Genomic DNA, 17,975 nt, shown 5'->3' on the forward strand with positions numbered 1-17,975 from the left:
CTCCCGCCAAGGCATCGGCTGATCCTCCCAGCCGACAGAGAACTGTCACCCATCCATCCGGTCTACTGTGTTACCTCTCTATCCGGTCTGGACAGACGAGCCACCCTCTCCCACAAGGGGAGAGGGAAAGGATCCCTCCTCCGCCAGCCTGAACCGCAGCGTGAACTCGGCGCCGCCGCCGGGGAGATTGTCCACCGCAACCGTTGCGGCGTGATCGTCGGCGACGCCGCGCACGATCGAAAGGCCGAGGCCCGCGCCGTCGCTGCGCTGGCGATCCCTGCGCCAGAAGCGCTGGAAGATCAGCTCGCGTTCGGCTTCCGTGATGCCCGGACCGCAATCGCGCACGCGCACCGAACCATCGTCGCCGACCTCGACGTCGACCGAGGTCTCCTTCGCGGTGAACTTGATGGCGTTTTCGGCGAGGTTGAAGACCGCGCGCTGGAGCATCTCGGAATTGCCGTGGATCATCACCGGCGCGTCGGCGCCCCGGAGCGCGATGTCCTTGTGCTGCGCGATCGCGAGCGGCGCGATTGCGCCGACCACCTCCGCACAGACAGCGCGCAAATCCGCGGTCTCGCCGGGATCGAGCACCAGCGTGTCGAGCTCGGCGATCTCCAGGAGCTGGGCGACGATCCGGCTCATGCCTTCGATGTCGTCATGCAGCGCCTGCCTCGCCGCACTGTTGCCGAGCGTCTCGATCCGCGTGCGCAGGATCGCAAGCGGCGTGCGCAGTTGATGCGCGGCGTCGGCCGTGAACTGGCGTTGCACGCGAAAGCCGTCCTCGAGACGATCCAGCGCCCGGTTGACGGCGGTGACGAGCGGCATGATCTCGCGCGGAATCTGCTCCGTCGGCAGGCGGATGTCGGTACGCGACGGGCCGATATTGCTGGCCTCCTCCGAGGCCATCCACAACGGCGCGATCGCGCGGCGGAAGATGATGATATCGATGGCGAGCAGGATCAGGAGAATGGGGATGGTGATCCAGCCGACCCGGCGGAAGAAGTTGGACACGATGTCGTCGGTGATGACGTCGCGATGCGACAGGTCTTCCGCGACCTGAATGCGAACAATGGTGTCGCCGATCGTCTGGGTCACGTCGGCGCCGGAGATCGACCCTGATTCCACGTCACCGGTCTTCTTGTGCGACGAGAACAGGACGCGGCCGTCGGCATCGCGGATGTCGTACTGGTAGCGGCCATAGGCTTCCGAATAGAGGCCGCGCAGGCTGTCGGGCAGATTGAATGTCACCCTGCCGTCGGGCTGGACCGCGATACGCTCGGCCAGCGTCTCGGCCTGGGCGCGCATCGCCGCGCGATGCAGCTGGTCGATCTCGGAGTTCAAGAGCCAGAACAGGACCAGCGGCAGGAAGATCGCGACCACCGCGACCGCGATGATGTGCAAGAACACGATGCGCGAGATCAGCGATTTGAACGACGGCCTGGCGAACAACCCGGCGGCCACGCTATTTCTCCTCGGCCATCATGTAGCCGACGCCGCGGATGGTGTGGATCACGACCTTGGCGCCATGCTCGGCAAGTTGCTTGCGCAGCCGGGAAACGTACACCTCGACCGCATTCGAGGCGACCTCGCCATCGAGCCCGAAGATGTGATCCTCGACGTTCTTCTTCGGCACCACCCGCCCCTGCCGGCGCAGCAGGATCTCCAGCACCGAGGTCTCGCGCGACGAGATGATGCGCGGCTTGTCGTCGATGAAGATCTGGCGGCTCTCGGTATCGTAGACGAGATTGGCAAGATGCAGCGAGCGGCCGAGCAGCTGGCCCGGACGACGCAGGATCGCCTCCAGCCGCGCCACCAGCTCCTCCATCGCGAACGGTTTTGCCAGGTAATCGTCGGCGCCGCTGCGCAGGCCGTTGACGCGATCCTGCACGCCGCCGCGCGCGGTCAGCACCAGCACCGGCAGCGGTTCCATCTGCCGTCGCAGTTCGCGCAACACCGACAGGCCGTCGCCGTCGGGCAGGCCGAGATCGAGGATCATCGCGGCATAGCTGACATTGTGCACCGCCTCGCGCGCCTCCGCGGTGCTGCCCACGATATCGCTCTCATAGCCGGCCGCCGAAAGCCCGCTGGCCACGAGCTTCGACAGCTCGACATTATCTTCGACGATCAGAAGACGCATCATATTCCCGGCGGATGTTCCGGTGTCGCCGCACGGCTCGCGCCGCACCCTCGCTCTCATCCACCATTCCGGGCGTCTCGGCCAGCGAAAAACAACCCGGCCGGCCGCTCGTCCATCTGTCAGGTTCATGTAAGCCCGAGCCGCGCGTATCGGCTGCGGAAGTCGCCCCATGCTTGATCGAACGTTGCCGCGTCCGAACGGACGGCGCCGGGCGTCAATTTCGGATTATTCGATTATCGTTTTCTGCAAGGCAAAGCCCCGGAGCTTTCGCTCCAGGGCCGTGCTCGTCAGCTGGGAACGCGCTTCGCTCAGCTCTGCGAATTGCGCGCCATGAAGTTGTCGTAGCCGACTTCGGCGACCTGGAACCACTGATAGCCGTTGTTCGAGAAGGCCGTCAACGACTCGTACACCTTCTTGAAGTCCGCGTTGGTGGACGAGACCTCGGCATGCAGCTCCTTGGCCGCCTTGAAGGAGGCCTGCATGATCTCCGGCGAGAACGGATGCAGCTTGGCGCCCGCGGCGAGCAAACGGCGCAACGCTTGCGGATTGGATTGATCGTACTTCGCCATCATCCAGTTGTTGGCAAAGTGCCCCGCCTGCTCGAGAATGCTCTGGTAGTATTTCGGCAGCGCATTCCACTTATCCTGATTAACGAAGGCGAGCAGGATCGGTCCGCCTTCCCACCAGCCGGGGAAGTAATAATGCGGCGCCACTTTGACGAAGCCGAGCTTCTCGTCGTCATACGGGCCGACCCATTCGGCAGCGTCGATGGTGCCCTTCTCCAGCGCCGGATAGATGTCGCCGCCAGCGATCTGCTGCGGCACCGCGCCGAGCTTCTGCAGGACCCGGCCGGCAAATCCGCCGATGCGGAATTTCAGGCCGTTGAAGTCCTGAGGCGTCTTCACCTCCTTGCGGAACCAGCCGCCCATCTGGCAGCCGGTATTGCCGGCGAGCAGCGAGACGACGTTGTACTTCTTGTAGAACTCGTTGAGGATTTCCTTGCCGCCGCCGAGCATGTACCAGGCCTGGTTGATGCGCATGTTTGGCCCGAACGGCACCGACGAACCGAAAGTGAAGGTCGGATCCTTGCCGAAATAGTAATAGGACGCCGTATGGCCGATCTCGCAGGTGCCGTTCTGCACGGCGTCGAGCACCTGGAGGCCGGGCACGATTTCGCCACCGGCGAAGGTCTGGATCTGGAATTTGTTGTCGGTGGCTTCGGCCACCATCTTGGCCATCATCTCGGCGCCGCCGTAGAGCGTGTCGAGCGATTTCGGCCAGCTCGTCGGCATGCGCCATTTGATTTCCGGCATCGACTGCGCGATCGCGGGCGCCGCGAGCGTGGCGGCGCCGGCCGCACCAAGTCCTGTGACCTTGATGAAGTCTCGTCTCTTCATGGTTTCCTGCCCTGATGGATGGTGATTGTGGGCCTTCTTGCCGAGGCTTGGCGGCCAGCATGGCGCAACGCTCTCGCAATTTCCATTGTGATCGCACTGCGGTAAAAGAAAAAGGGCCGGCCTTCTCCTGGGTCAGGCGGACACGGTCGCGATCATTTCGGATTAAGCGATGATCGCCTTTTGCCACTGTTTTGCCCGACGTGTCAAATGGCTTCGAAGCTCGGGCTGAGCCCAACTCCATCCACGCGTCATTGCGAGCGCAGCGAAGCAATCCAGAATCTTTCCGCGGGGGGACGCTGGATTGCTTCGCTGCGCTCGCAATGACGGCGTGGGAACAGACGCGCCAAACACCGATGTCGTTCCCGGGATTCGTCGTCAGGCAAATCGCAGCACTAACTTCGACTACGCGCCGATTACCCTTCCCTCCGATTTATCCCGCCCCGCCAAACCGTTGGCCGCCGCCACCGGGCAACATGCCATCACCCCGCCTCTACTGTGCATGGGGTTGTTTTGCGGATTTTTGTTCGGCATGCGCTGTCGCCACCGCGCCCGCGGCAATGAAAAGCCCGGCCTCGCGAACGAGGCCGGGCGATTCAGTCTGACAGCTTGAGCTTGGATCAGCCGCGGGTGCGCGAGCGGATCATGAAGCTGTCGTAGGTGTATTCGGCGACCTGCCACCACAGGTACTCGTCCGAGCGGTAGGCCTGCATGGCGTCGATCGACTTCTTGAAGTCGGGGTTCTTGGCCGAGATCTCGGCCCACAATTCGTTGGTGGCCTTGAGGCAGGCTTCGAGCACCTCGTTGGTGAAGGGACGAAGCTGGGTGCCGCCGGCGACCAGACGCTTCAGCGCGCCCGGGTTCACCATGTCGTAGCGCGCGGCCATCCAGGTGTTGGTGTTGACGGTCGCGTTGGTGAGGATCGCCTGATAGGCCTTCGGCAGCTCGTTCCACTTGTCGATATTGGCGAAGGCGTGAACGGTCGGACCGCCCTCCCAGAAGCCCGGATAGTAGTAGTACTTCGCGACCTTGGCGAAGCCGAGCTTCTCGTCATCGTAGGGGCCGACCCATTCGGCGGCGTCGATGGTGCCCTTCTCGAGCGACGGATAGATGTCGCCGCCGGCAAGCTGCTGCGGCACCACGCCGACCTTCTGGAGCACCTGACCGGCGATGCCGCCGATGCGGAATTTCAGGCCCGAGAGATCGGCAACCGTCTTGATCTCCTTGCGGAACCAGCCGCCCATCTGGGTGCCGGTGTTGCCGCAGGGGAAGCCGACCACGTTCGACTTCTTGAAGAACTCGTTGGCGAGCTCGTTGCCGCCGCCCTGGTACAGCCAGGAATTCTGCTGGCGCGCGTTGAGGCCGAAGGGCACCGACGCGAAGATCGCGAAGGTCGGATCCTTGCCGACGTAGTAGTACGACACGGTGTGGCACATCTCGACGGTGCCCTTCTGCGTCGCATCCAGCGCCTGAAGGCCGGGAACGATTTCACCGGCCTGGAAGACCTGGATCTGGAACTTGTTGTCGGTCATTTCGGCGACGTACTTCGCCATCTGCTCGGCACCGCCGTAGATGGTGTCGAGCGACTTCGGGAAGCTCGAAGTCAGGCGCCACTTGATCTCGGGCGAGGACTGCGCAATCGCCGGCGAGGCCACCGCGGCGGTTGCCGCCGCGCCTGCTGCCGACACTTTCAGAAAATCACGACGCTTCATCTTCAGGTCTCTCCTTGTTGGGGCGTTTCCCCTAACTTCCTCTTTGCTGCCGCTCATTCCGGCGACGCGATGTAGGCCGCGTCGAACCAGTGGGGCTTGACTGCCGTGGGCCTTTAACACGGAAGCCCCTGCCGCGGAACGCGACAATGGCATGACGGGGGGCGACGAAAGTCGCATGTCCCCGGACAATCGGCTCAGGCGGCTGCGATGACGCCCTTGAGCTGGTCCCGGACCTGTCCCGCGATGGCGCGATAGATCGCCGCATGGGGGCCGTCCGGCTCGCTGTCCACGACCGGATTGCCGGCGTCCGAGCTGGCGCGAATCGCCATGTGCAGCGGGATTTCGCCCAGGAACGGGACTGCGAGCTTCTCGGCCTCGTGGCGCGCCCCGCCATGGCCGAAGATATCGGATTTCGTGCCGCAATGCGGACACTGGAAGTAGCTCATGTTCTCGACGATGCCGAGCACGGGCACGTTGACCTTCTTGAACATGGCAAGCCCGCGCCGTGCATCGATCAGGGACAGGTCCTGCGGGGTCGAGACGATCACGGCGCCCTTCAGCGGCACGTTCTGCGCCAGCGTGAGCTGGGCATCGCCGGTGCCCGGCGGCATGTCGACGACGAGCACGTCGAGCGTGCCCCACGCGACGTCGCGCAGCATCTGCGTCACCGCCGACATCACCATCGGGCCGCGCCAGATCATCGCGGTCTCTTCCTCGACCAGGAAGCCGATCGACATGATGGCGAGGCCGAAGCGCCGGAGCGGAATCATCTTGCGCTCGGCGTCGAGCTCCGGCTTCTCGTGCAGGCCGGTCAGGCGCGGCATCGACGGGCCGTAGATGTCGGCATCGAGCAGCCCGACCTTGAGGCCGAGGTCGCGCAGACCCAATGCCAGGTTGAGCGCGGTGGTCGACTTGCCGACGCCGCCCTTGCCCGAGGCCACCGCGATCACGGCGGCCACGCCCGGAATTTCGGACTGCCGCGCCATCGGCGATTGGGCACCGCCCTGCGGCGGCGGCTTGTGGGCATGGACCGGCTGCACGCCGGGCGCGCCGCGGCTCGGGGTTGGCGGCGGTGGCGGTGCGGCGCCGGGCTTGCGCTCGGCAGTCAGCGCCACCATCGCGGTGGTGACGCCTGGAATGCTGCGTACGGCGGCCTCGGCTTCGGCACGGACGGATTCCCAGGCCCGCGCCTCCGCGGCATCGACATTGATCGAGAAGAACACCTTGCCGTCGGACGCGCTGATCGCGCTCAGCACATTGGCATTGGTGAGCGCGACCCCGCGGGGCGACTTGATCCTGGCGAGGCTATCGAGAACCTGTTGCTGCGTGACGCTCAATGCGCATCTCCTAAAGTTCAGGATGCCCCATTAGAGCGGAAACGGCCAAAAGGCTACTGCTTGCCGATATCGTCAGCCATCTCGGCGGGCCCGGGCACCTGGCACGAGCCGAATTTCATGCCCTTTGAAGCCAGCCGCTGCCTAAGGTCCGCCATCCTAGCACAGGAGGCCGCCAAACGAAGCCGTTGCCCTCCGGCCGCAAGGGTTTATGGTGCGCCCGGTCCGCCCAAGAGCGGAACCTCAGGACCCCGGCTGGCGTCCCTCGCCCGGCTGCAACCGTAAAACTCAAGCTACGGACACACACATGGCTAAAGTCGCTTTCCTCGGTCTCGGCGTGATGGGCTTCCCCATGGCCGGACACCTCGTGAAAAAAGGGGGCCATGAGGTCACCGTCTACAACCGCACCGCGGCCAAGGCGAAGGAATGGGCGGACAAGTTCGGCGGCAACACCGCGGCGACCCCGAAGGCCGCGGCCGAGGGCCAGGATTTCGTGATGTGCTGCGTCGGCAACGACAACGATTTGCGCGCGGTCGCGATCGGCGCAGACGGCGCCTTTGCCGGCATGAAGAAGGGCGCGACCTTCGTCGATCACACCACCGCTTCCGCCGAAGTCGCGCGCGAGCTCGATGCGGCTGCGACCAAGGCCGGCTTCAAGTTCATCGACGCTCCCGTCTCCGGCGGCCAGGCCGGTGCCGAGAACGGCGTGTTGACGGTGATGTGCGGCGGCACCGAGGGCGCCTATGCCGGTGCCGAGCCGATCATCACCGGCGCCTACGCCCGGATGTGCAAACTGCTCGGGCCCGCAGGCTCCGGCCAGCTGACCAAGATGGTCAACCAGATCTGCATCGCCGGCCTCGTGCAGGGCCTCTCCGAGGGTATCCATTTCGCCAAGAAGAGTGGCCTCGACGTCGCCGCAGTGATCGAGACCATCTCCAAGGGCGCCGCGCAATCGTGGCAGATGGAGAACCGCTACAAGACCATGAACGACGACAAGTACGATTTCGGCTTCGCGGTCGAATGGATGCGCAAGGACCTCTCGATCTCGCTGGCCGAAGCCCGCCGCAACGGCGCCAATCTGCCTGTCACCGCGCTGGTCGACCAGTTCTATGCTGAGGTCGAGAAGATGGGCGGCAAGCGCTGGGATACGTCGAGCCTGCTCGCGCGCCTCAATCGCTGACCTGACACTGCCTTGCTGACAGCCATCGCCGCCATCTTCATCCTGACCTATGTGGCGATCGCGTTCGAGCATCCCCTAGGGATCAGCAAGACTGCAACCGCGCTTCTCGGCGCGGGACTGCTGTGGACGATCTACGCGGTCAGGATCGGCGATCACGCGCTGGTCAGCCATCAGCTCGACGAATCGGTCGCCTCCACAGCGCAGATCGTGTTCTTCCTGATCGGCGCGATGACCATCGTCGAGGTGATCGACGCCCATGACGGCTTCGAGGTCATCACCTCCCGCATCAACACCACGAGCCAGGTCACACTCATGTGGCTGGTTGGCTTCGTGGCGTTCTTCCTGAGCGCGATCCTGGACAACCTGACCACGACCATCGTCATGGTTTCGCTGGTCCAGCGTCTCATCGCCAGACGCGAGGACCGCCTGCTGTTCGCCTCCCTCATCGTCATCGCGGCCAATGCCGGCGGCGCATGGACCGTGATCGGCGACGTCACCACGACCATGCTCTGGATCGGCGGACAGATCACGCCGTTGAACATCATGCGCGTAGTGTTCCTGCCCTCCCTGGTCAATCTGCTGGTGCCGCTGGCCTTCATCAGCCTGTCGCTCAGGGGCAAGACCGTCGCGGCACCGTCGAGGGACACCGGATTGCTCGCCGTCGACCGGTTCGAGCGCAATCTGATGTTCTATCTCGGGCTCGGCGTGCTGATCGCGGTGCCGGCCTTCAAGACGGTCACGCACCTGCCGCCCTTCATGGGCGTGCTGCTCGGCCTCGGCATCGTCTGGCTGGTCGGCGAGGTCGTTCATCGCGACAAGGACGAGCACGTGCGCGGTCCCCTCTCGCTCGCGCATGCGCTGACCCGGATTGACATGGGCTCGATCGTGTTCTTCCTCGGCATTCTGCTGGCGGTCGCCTGCCTCGAGCATGCCGGCCTCCTGACGATGCTGGCCCGATGGCTGGAGGCGACCATCGGCCGCCAGGACGTCATCGTCGTCGTGCTCGGCCTGCTCAGTGCGATCATCGACAACGTGCCGCTGGTCGCAGCGACCATGGGAATGTACGACCTCGGCCACTACCCGCCGGACACCTTCCTCTGGGAGTTCATCGCCTATTGCGCCGGCACCGGCGGCTCGATCCTGATCATCGGCTCTGCCGCGGGCGTTGCAGCCATGGGGCTCGAGCGGATCGAGTTCCTCTGGTACGCCCGCCGCATCGCCGTGCCCGCGCTTGCGGGCTATCTGGCCGGCGCCGTGGTCTACGTCGCGCAGCATGCCTGGCTGCATTGAGGGGCGACTGCCGGATCCAAATTAACGCCGGGTTAACGTAATTCTTTAGCTCCTTAAGTCACCTCTTAAGGATTTCTTGCCAGAGATAGACAATGCAGAAGGCCCGCGTCCGACGTGGGCAGGAATCGTTGTTGCTTGATGAGTAACCCCGCTGAAAAGCCTGAAGTTGTGCAGCTTCCGGCCGAGCCAATCAGCGCTCCGTCGGCGAGCAGCCGAAGGGCTGCGTCGCAGCGGGTGCGCGAGGCGCGCGATAAGTTAACGTCGACCAGCGGAACCCGGCCGGCCTTCGACGCCGAGCTGTTGCGCCAATATGCCCAGACGCGACTGTCCGCCTCCTATGTCGTGCTGCTGCTGGTGGTCGCCACCGGCGTGCTGTTCGGACTGTGGATGCAGCCGATCCCGGCCGCGGCCTGGACCGCCGGCATGATCTGCCTTCACGGGGCGATGATCCGCAGCTGCCGCCGCTTCCTGGCCGAGCCTGCCTCACCTGCGGCGACGCGTACTTGGCGGACACGCTTTGTCGTGCTCGATCTGCTCTACGGCCTGTGCTGGATGGCGATCCTGATTCATCCCGTGCTCGACATGGTCACGGAATCGCTGATGATGTTCCTGATGCTGCTGGTGATCGCAGTGTCGAGCATGTTGGCGGCCAATCTGCCGATCGCAGCCCTTGCCGCCACCGCGCCGGTTGCTGTCGCAATGGCGTTGAGCTTTGCGATGAGCGGTTCGCTCGACAACTATATCCTGGCCGGGCTCGCGCTCGCGGCCGAAGGCTATTTCGTGCTGCTGGCACATCGCCTGCACTCCTCGACCTTCGCTACGCTCGAGGCGCGCGCCGAGAAGGACGCGCTGATCGGCGAGCTTGAACAGGCCAAGGCGATCTCCGACGAGGCGCGCCACCGTGCCGAATCCGCCAACGTCGCCAAATCGCGCTTCCTCGCACAGATGAGCCATGAGCTGCGCACGCCGCTCAATGCCATTCTCGGCTTCTCCGAGGTGATGAAAAGCGAGATCTTTGGCGCGCATGCGGTTCCGGTCTACAAGGAATACTCCGCCGACATCCATAATTCCGGCGTGCACCTGCTCAACCTCATCAACGAGATCCTCGATCTGTCGCGGATCGAGGCCGGCCGCTACGAATTGAACGAGGAAGCGGTGTCGCTGGTCGGAATCGTCGCCGACTGCCATCATCTGATGAAGCTGCGCGCATCCAGCCGCGGCATCACCATCCACGAGGTGTTCGAGCACGCCATGCCGCGGCTTTGGGCCGACGAGCGCGCGATCCGCCAGGTCGTGCTCAACCTGCTCTCCAATTCGATCAAGTTCACCCCGCAAGGCGGCGAGATCTGGCTCAAGGCCGGCTGGACCGCTTCGGGCGGGCAATATCTGTCGGTGAAGGACTCCGGTCCCGGCATCCCCGAGGACGAGATCCCGGTCGTGCTCGCCTCGTTCGGCCAGGGCTCCAACTCGATCAAATCGGCCGAACAAGGCGCGGGCCTCGGTCTGCCCATCGCCAAGAACCTGATCGATCTGCATGGCGGCACGTTCACGCTGAAGTCGAAGCTGCGCATCGGCACCGAGGTGATCGTCACCTTCCCGCCGGAGCGCGTGATGAGCGCGCTCGCGCCGCTGTCGGAGGATGCGCCGCCGCTCCAGCCGGAGAGTGCCATGGTGCCCGACGAGAAGCGCCGGCCGCGCCACAAGCCGATCATGAGCGCGGGCACGGGCTCGTAAACACATGCTTGCAGACATGCCCGCCAATCCTTCACTATGCCCGGATGAGCAAAGAAACGCCGTGTGTCGCCGTCTGCATGATCGATCCCAGGACCAAGCTGTGCTTCGGCTGCGGCCGGACATTGCCGGAGATCGCGCGCTGGCACGCCATGGAGAGCGCGGAACGGCTCTCAGTGATGGCGCTGTTGCCAGCGCGCCTGGCCGATGCCGGCCTGCAGCCGATCGCGGCATCGTCGAAACGCACCTGACCGGTGAGCGTGCCATCGGAGGCGCGCGATGATCCGCTTCCTGCTCGTTCTCATCACGCTCGCCGCCACGGCCGGCGCCGTGGTCGCCTATGGCGATCCCGACCAGATCGCGCGCGCGAGCCACAAGGTCTCGCACATTTTTCGCGCGCAAACGCCAACGCCTGCCCCCGCCGTGCAAATCCCACGCGGCCAGGGCGGCGAGTTCGCGCTGCGCGCCAAGATCAACGGCGTGGCCGCACCCATGGTGATCGATACCGGCGCCACCTCCGTGGTGCTGACCTGGGAAACCGCGAAAGCGATCGGGCTGCCACTCGATATGCTCGAATATGACGTCGATCTCGAGACCGCCGGCGGCCGCACCAAGGCGGCGCGGCTCACGATCGACCGTCTCTCCGTCGGCCATCTCGTCGAGAAATCGGTGCCGGCCCTCGTCGTCCAGCGCGGGCAGATGAAGACTAATCTGCTCGGCATGAGCTTCCTCGACCGCCTGGAGAGCTGGGGCGTGCGGTCCGATACGCTAATGCTCACCGGCTACCCGGAGCTCCAGAGCAGCCACCGCCGCTCGCGGACGGCGGTCGATTAAGGGCGGCGCTCGCCGTCCGCGCACGATCACTTCGACAGACCCGTCAGCCATCCACCGAACGACCACGGCTGTGGCATTTACGCCATTTACAAACCGTCTAGTCGGTTTATAAGGGAACTGTTCCCGGATCGGGGTTGGACGTGCGCCGCTCTGCGTGACGGAGGCGGCCGAGTGGGAGATTGAAAATGATGACTACCAGAGCCGCCTTACGCCGCGCGATGCGCACCCTGCCCTTTGCCGCGGCATTCGCCGCAGGCAGCGCCAGCGCAGCCGATCTGTCGCCGCGTTACGCCGCGCCGGCCTACACGGCACCGCAGCCTGTCTATTCCTGGACCGGCCTCTATGCCGGTCTCAACGCCGGCTACGCCGAGAGCGGCGACAACGCCTTCAGCAATCTCGTCGGGGTGAGCGGCGGCAAGGTCAAGGGCGCGCTCGGTGGTGTGCAGATCGGCTACAACTACCAGCTCTCGCCGATGTTCGTGGTTGGCATCGAGAACGACTTCGAAGGCGGAGACATCAAGAACCACGACGCGATCAACAGCGCCGCGATCAGCCTGCCCTGGTACATGACCGGCCGCGCCCGCGCCGGCATCGCGACGATGGATTCACGGCTGCTGTTCATCGGGACCGCAGGTCTTGCCGCCGGCGAATTGAAGGACGGCCCGATCAACAAGATGAAGATGGGCTGGACCGCGGGCGGCGGCGTGGAATGGGCGTTCCTGCCGAAATGGTCGGCCAAGGCCGAGTATCTCTACACCGAGTTCAAGCACGACGACCTGCCGGATTGGAACGCTGCGAAATTCCACAGCTTCCGCGTCGGCGTGAACTACCATTTCGACCTGTTCCGCTGAGCATAATCGAGAGAGAGAGAGAGAGAGAGAGAGAGAGAGACGGATTCTGCGATCCGGCTCTTTCTCGTGGCTAGGCGGCCTCCGCCGGCGCGCGTGCACCAACACGCGCGATCGCATCACGCAAGACGTCGACGCCGGCGCCCGGCTTCACACCGTGCTCGGCGAGATGGCGGCGGAAGGCGCGCGCGCCGGGCACAGCGTGGAACGCACCGACGAAGTGGCGTGTGATGGCATGCAGTCGCGTGCCGCGCGCGAGCTGCGCCTCGATGTAGGGCATCATCGCCTCGAACGCGTCCTGTATGGTCGCATGTGGTGCCGCCTCGCCGAACAGCTCGGGATCGACCGAGAGCAGCCGCCACGGCTCCTGATAGGCGGCACGGCCGAGCATCACGCCGTCGACATGCGCAAGATGCGCTTTCGCCTCCTCGATACTCGGAACGCCGCCGTTGATGATGACGGGCACATCCGGCATCGCGCGCTTGAGCCGATAGACGCGGTCATAGTCGAGCGGCGGGATGTCGCGGTTCTCCTTCGGCGACAAACCGTTCAGCCAGGCCTTCCGGGCGTGCACGATCAGCGCGTCGCAGCCCGCAGCGACCACCGCGTGCGCCAACGTATCGAGCGCGACTTCCGGATCCTGGTCGTCGATGCCAATGCGGCATTTCACCGTGACGGGAATTGAGACTGCGCGCTTCATCGCCTCGACACATCGCGCGACGAGCTCCGGCTCCGCCATCAGACAGGCGCCGAAGCGTCCGTCCTTCACGCGATCGGACGGGCAGCCCACATTGAGATTGATCTCGTCGTAGCCAAAACCCTCGCCGATCCGCGCGGCTTCAGCGAGGTCGCGCGGATCCGAGCCGCCAAGCTGTAGCGCCACCGGATGCTCGGTCGCGTCGAAGCCGAGCAGCCGCTCCCGGTCGCCATGAATGATGGCGCCGGTGGTCAGCATCTCCGTATAGAGCAACCCCCGCCGTGTCAGGTGTCGGTGGAACACCCGGCAGTGCCGGTCTGTCCAATCCATCATCGGCGCCACAGAAAAGCGATAGTGTTGCGATTTCAATGATTTACCTTATGCTTCAACAGGATGAAACATGAACGTGTGCGCTCCAAACTAGCCGAAATTGCACACGTTTGTACCCGCTTTGACCTCTCAGTGCACACGTAGCGCACAGGATTTGGGGAGTGCACACGACCGTGGCCAGTTACACTCAGTTGCCATCCGGAAACTGGCGCGTCCAGGTCCGTCGCAAGAACCGCTACGTGGCAGAGACCTTCCGCCGGCGCAAGGATGGGGAGGAATGGGCGCTCGACATGGAGTGCACCATCGATCGTAGTGGATCACCCAAGCCACGCGCTGCAGTGAAAGCCAAAACGTTCGGCGACATTATCGATCTACACGTCGAAGACATGCTTGAGGTTGGTCGCCCTCCCCGTAGGTCTAAGGCCGCGGTCTTAGAGGCGTTGAAAGAGGATCTCGGATCCACGAAGCTTCCCCGGCTCAACCGAGAACGATTGATTGAATATGGCAGAAAGCGAGCAAAGGAAGGTGCGGGACCAGCGACTCTAGCAATCGATATGTCGTTCATCAGGACCGTCGCAACGCACGCGGCTGCCGTTCATGGCATTGAGGTCTCCGCAGAAGAGGTTCGCCTGGCGCGCGTGGCGCTGAAGTATTTGGGTCTTGTTGGAAAGTCCGATGAGCGAGACCGGCGACCAACTCAGGACGAGCTTGACGAGCTCATTGAATACTTCGAATCCAATTATCGGCAGGTCATCCCTATGGGCCGCATCGTCCGATACGCCGTCGCGACGACGATGAGACAAGAGGAGATTTGCCGGCCGGACTGGCCCGATGTCGACATGAAGAAGCGGATCCTCTTAATCCGAGACCGCAAAGATCCGAGGGAAAAGGAAGGCAACGACCAGCAAGTGCCGCTTCTTAACCTGACCGGTTACGACGCCTGGGAGCTGTTGCTACAGCAACGGATCATTACCAGAGGTCAGGGTCGGGTATTCCCATATAACCACAAGTCAGTAAGTACAGCTTTCACGCGCGCCTGCGACGAGCTGAAGATCGAGGATCTGCATTTTCACGATCTGCGGCACGAAGGCACAAGCCGTCTGTTCGAAGCCGGACTGACGATCGAAAAAGTCGCCCTGGTCACTGGTCACAAGGATTGGCGCACTCTCCGGCGCTACACGAAGCTGAAACCCGAAGAACTCCACACGCTACAAACCGTCGCGCAGCCATCTCTGGAAGAGTTCATGAGGACTTTAGCCGCTTCTTAGTCGACCAACACAATAGTCCGTTGCGGACGTTCGTCTATCGAAAGACAAGGAAGATCAAGCCCGACCTGACTGATAAGGTTTCGTATGAAAGTTTATCAGTACGCCGACCTACTGCACGAGTAATCGCGGAAACTCGCTGCGCTGGCTCACCGGTCGGAGCATCGGACTCATCGTCCGGTTCCGATCCGAAGCATGCTCAAGCACCGCGATGCTCGACAATGAGCCACTACGAGCTTACACGTCAAAGCCAGCGACCGTTCTTGGCGCGAGGAGGTCGAGCGCGCGCATGCTCTATCGTACGGCCTTTTGAAACTGCCGGCGTTCACATCTCAGGCGAGTCGTGTCGCCGTAAAGTACGAAACCGGCCCAGAATTCCGGAGAACTCGTGTCGATCAAAGCACTGCCTGCACGCCGGCTTCCAAGCTGATTTGTAATGCATGCAAGCTGCACTTCGCGCAAGGCCACGTCTCGGGGCATTCGCTCCAGTTCCGCATAGAACCTCTTTGTGAACGCTGCAGCAACATCATCGTCGGCCGCCCAGAGCGAGCCCAGCACGCCGCCAGCGCCGCTCCGCCAGAGCGTCTCTGGCAGACTGATGATCCACCGTCCAGGAACGATGAAATTGTCGGCGGACCAGCAGGATGACAGCGTGATGTGCTGACATTGCGAGAGAAGAATTCCGGCCAAGGCGCGCAACGTGAGTCTTTCGATTTGTCCATTCGCCGGTATGAGCTCAAGACCCGATTGGTCCGGCTTCTGCGGTTCAAACGTTCCGTGGCAGGCAATATGGACAACCGCCGCGTCACGAAGTCCGGCGATGACCGCGGAACAGGTCGCATCATCGTCGATGAGGGTCTGTACGGTGAGACCTCGTTCGGTCAGCCACGTCGCCACTGAGCGCGACTCGACAAGAACCTGCGGCAGTTCGACGAGCCGGCCACTGCCCCTTGAAACGCCGACGACCAGCGCAGGCATCCCGTCAACACGGCGGCTTCTCCGAGACGGCCTCGTCGTGAATGAAATTGACAACGCAAATCTCTCGACCAAATAGCCGCCGCGGTGTCGTAGCGCTGCAAACGGCACTCCATGCAGCACGTCATCCGGCATAATGGACAGGCTGCGCACCCGCTTTGGCAGGGCAGCGATGAACCGGTCGACTTGAAGCGCCTCACCGAGCCTCTCGATCAACTTGTCACCGGTTGGTCCATCCGTTTCGACAGACAGATCCTCCTCGACACCGATATCCCGACGCGACCCCGTCTGCGGATTGCGCATCAGTTCGTGCCAGCTCCGGACCCGTTCTCTCAGCTCAAGCCGGGTGACAGGGCTGACGGCAAAACCGATCGTCAGAAAGCCGGACCATACGACGAACACGCGATCCGGCAGCACCAGAAACGACACGTGAGCACGATCACGCTGCGTTCCCACCAGCCGACGCAAGAAGGAAACCGACCGCTTCCTCGGCGGCGCCTGCCGGGAGGACGCATCGTCGATGTCGAAGTGGCGGACCACGAGATCTGCCTTGTAAGCGTCGATGTGCTCCATGAGCCCGTGCAGACGACGCATGGTCCGGATCTGACCGAGCCAACGCCGAAAATACGAGGACCGTCCCAGGCGGCGCTGCTCGCGCAGCAGGGCATCAACCTGGGAACCGATATATTCCTCCTCAACCGTCGCCTTGTTCAGCAGAAAAACGGTTCTGTCATCACCCTCCAACGTTCCTGCAATGCCTGAAAGCAACTCTTCGGCGATTTCCACCAGTTGAGCTGCCTCGTCATCGAGTCCGAGCTGGCTCAGACAGCGGGCACGCAAATGCAAGACCTGCCAAAGCTCCGGCCGCAACGACATTTCCGTCAAGCGCCGCTCGGCCCGCTCAAAGTACGAGGCTGCGACGCGCAGGTCGCCGCAAGCGAGAGCGAGCAGCCCCTCGAGCACGACTAACCGAGCCGCGATCAACCTCGATTCGGTATCCGCAAACGTATCCCGGATTGCTTCGAGCCGGCAGCGGGCATCGTCAGAATCGGCCGCAAGAGCCCAGTGGAATTCGAGCGCCCGGTCCTCGAAGAAGGCGAGGAAGTTCTCGTTCTGGAGGACAGATGGCGGCGGTCTCGATATCGAAGGAGGCTGCGCTTCGTCGCCGCCCGGGCGACGACCGCGGATCATCTCCCTGACGGATAACGCAACTGCCACCGCTGTCGCAGGCGACCGACGCCGCGCGAGTGCCAGGCTGCCAATTGCCGCGGCACGAAGTGCCAGGCCGGGATCGCAAAGCTCTTCCGCATTGCGCCGCGCCTCGTCGGCGAGTGCCAGCGCGTCCCCGACGCGATTGAGCAGAACGAGAACGTGGCCCAAATTCAGCATTGCGCTGGCACGCGCACGCAGAAAGCCCCGACTGCCGCAGAATTCAATCACTGCCTCAAAACTGCGAACCGCCGGACCAAGGCGTCCCCGGAGCATGTCCAGCTTTCCGGAGAGCTCGAGCCGGCGTGTGTAGGCCGCCGGCGCCAGGTCATCCGGTGTCTGCTCGGCGTCACTGGACAGAGCGGCCCCGGCGGCATCGACATCGCCAAATTCCAGAAGCGCGGCCGCATGCGCCAGTTTGATCGCGCCGGCGGACCGACGCGCCAGGTCGGGAGCCGTTCGCTCCCGCGCGTGCGTCAGGCCGCGCCTCAAAACCTCGAGCGCCTCGATATACTTGCCGTTTGAAGCTAGGAGTTGGCCCATCACCAGATAAGCGCGCGTCAACAGGACGACGCGATCCTCCGCCGGGTACTGTTGCCAGCCAATGGTTCGCTCCCAGCGCTCCAGCCCGCCCGCCGAGAGATCCATGTCTTCGAGTTTTCCGAGCCGTGGCTCAAGCTCACGGAGGAGATCGTACGATTGGTGAATCCTCCCCCGCGCAAATGCCAGCTCGATCCGCTTCAACTGTGCGTAATCCGAGGCAAGCGTGTTGCCTGCCCGACGGCACAATACGACCATCGCATCCAGCAAATCTGCGGCCGAGGCGAACAGGCCAAACAGCGTTGCGAGTTCCGCTAGCCGCTCGAGGACAATCAGGTCGGCAACGCCAAATTCAACCGCGCCGCCGTCGGTCGCCAGCCGGCCCCTCAGGAGACCAGCGTACGATTCCAGCGCGGCGCGATAGCGCCCCCCGGCAAGCTCGTCCTCCGCGGCCTCGATCCCGGTGAACTGATCATGGGAAAGGGTCATGACTTCACCC

At 63.4% G+C, this 17,975-nt stretch carries 13 protein-coding genes and 1 pseudogene; 7 read left to right on the forward strand and 7 right to left on the reverse strand.

What is annotated here, in order from left to right; translation table 11 throughout:
- Nucleotides 1-78: 78 nt before the first annotated feature.
- The 5 genes from ABID58_RS32970 to ABID58_RS32990 form a co-directional block, all read right to left on the reverse strand.
- Nucleotides 79-1,461, reverse strand: coding sequence for a sensor histidine kinase (locus ABID58_RS32970; RefSeq protein ID WP_354037052.1), 1,383 nt, complete (start codon nt 1,459-1,461; stop codon nt 79-81).
- 1 nt (nt 1,462) lies between these two features.
- The gene (locus ABID58_RS32975) at nt 1,463-2,137 is read right to left on the reverse strand and encodes a response regulator transcription factor (protein ID WP_148753957.1); all 675 of its coding nucleotides are present in this window, start codon (nt 2,135-2,137) and stop codon (nt 1,463-1,465) included.
- Between the two features lie 308 nt (nt 2,138-2,445).
- On the reverse strand, nt 2,446-3,534 hold the full coding sequence (locus ABID58_RS32980; protein WP_354037053.1) for a TRAP transporter substrate-binding protein: 1,089 nt from the start codon (nt 3,532-3,534) through the stop codon (nt 2,446-2,448).
- A gap of 617 nt (nt 3,535-4,151) precedes the next feature.
- A complete protein-coding gene (locus ABID58_RS32985; protein ID WP_148753946.1) occupies nt 4,152-5,243 on the reverse strand; it encodes a TRAP transporter substrate-binding protein in 1,092 nt (363 codons plus the stop codon).
- 194 nt (nt 5,244-5,437) lie between these two features.
- Nucleotides 5,438-6,580 (reverse strand): Mrp/NBP35 family ATP-binding protein, encoded by a 1,143-nt coding sequence (locus tag ABID58_RS32990; RefSeq protein WP_354037054.1) that lies wholly within the window; start codon nt 6,578-6,580, stop codon nt 5,438-5,440.
- Between the two features lie 280 nt (nt 6,581-6,860).
- On the opposite strand from ABID58_RS32990, the pseudogene ABID58_RS32995 reads away from it, so the two are divergent.
- The 6 genes and pseudogenes from ABID58_RS32995 to ABID58_RS33020 all read left to right on the forward strand — a co-directional run.
- Nucleotides 6,861-7,757, forward strand: a pseudogene (locus ABID58_RS32995) (NAD(P)-dependent oxidoreductase); the annotation flags it as partial.
- Between the two features lie 12 nt (nt 7,758-7,769).
- Nucleotides 7,770-9,047: a sodium:proton antiporter NhaD gene (gene nhaD, locus ABID58_RS33000; protein WP_148753949.1), complete on the forward strand. Its 1,278-nt coding sequence runs from the start codon at nt 7,770-7,772 to the stop codon at nt 9,045-9,047.
- Nucleotides 9,048-9,185: 138 nt separating this feature from the next.
- Nucleotides 9,186-10,781, forward strand: a complete 1,596-nt coding sequence (locus tag ABID58_RS33005; protein ID WP_148753950.1) for a sensor histidine kinase — start codon at nt 9,186-9,188, stop codon at nt 10,779-10,781.
- Between the two features lie 44 nt (nt 10,782-10,825).
- Nucleotides 10,826-11,029 carry a DUF1289 domain-containing protein gene (locus ABID58_RS33010; RefSeq protein ID WP_148753951.1) on the forward strand — a complete coding sequence of 68 codons (204 nt, stop codon included), beginning with the start codon at nt 10,826-10,828 and terminating at the stop codon, nt 11,027-11,029.
- 28 nt (nt 11,030-11,057) lie between these two features.
- Nucleotides 11,058-11,612 carry a TIGR02281 family clan AA aspartic protease gene (locus ABID58_RS33015; RefSeq protein ID WP_148753952.1) on the forward strand — a complete coding sequence of 185 codons (555 nt, stop codon included), beginning with the start codon at nt 11,058-11,060 and terminating at the stop codon, nt 11,610-11,612.
- Nucleotides 11,613-11,800: 188 nt separating this feature from the next.
- Complete coding sequence (locus ABID58_RS33020) at nt 11,801-12,463, forward strand: outer membrane protein (RefSeq protein ID WP_187435169.1); 663 nt, start codon at nt 11,801-11,803, stop codon at nt 12,461-12,463.
- Nucleotides 12,464-12,533: 70 nt separating this feature from the next.
- Here ABID58_RS33020 and dusA read toward each other — a convergent pair whose 3' ends face one another.
- The gene (gene dusA / locus ABID58_RS33025; RefSeq protein ID WP_354037055.1) at nt 12,534-13,526 is read right to left on the reverse strand and encodes a tRNA dihydrouridine(20/20a) synthase DusA; all 993 of its coding nucleotides are present in this window, start codon (nt 13,524-13,526) and stop codon (nt 12,534-12,536) included.
- A 134-nt stretch (nt 13,527-13,660) separates the two neighbouring features.
- On the opposite strand from dusA, the gene ABID58_RS33030 reads away from it, so the two are divergent.
- Nucleotides 13,661-14,755, forward strand: coding sequence for a site-specific integrase (locus ABID58_RS33030; RefSeq protein ID WP_354037056.1), 1,095 nt, complete (start codon nt 13,661-13,663; stop codon nt 14,753-14,755).
- 291 nt (nt 14,756-15,046) lie between these two features.
- Here ABID58_RS33030 and ABID58_RS33035 read toward each other — a convergent pair whose 3' ends face one another.
- Nucleotides 15,047-17,965 (reverse strand): CHAT domain-containing tetratricopeptide repeat protein, encoded by a 2,919-nt coding sequence (locus tag ABID58_RS33035; protein ID WP_354037057.1) that lies wholly within the window; start codon nt 17,963-17,965, stop codon nt 15,047-15,049.
- Nucleotides 17,966-17,975 lie beyond the last annotated feature (10 nt).

The organism is Bradyrhizobium sp. S3.2.6, from assembly GCF_040546885.1.
GTDB classification, from domain to species: Bacteria; Pseudomonadota; Alphaproteobacteria; order Rhizobiales; family Xanthobacteraceae; genus Bradyrhizobium; species Bradyrhizobium cytisi.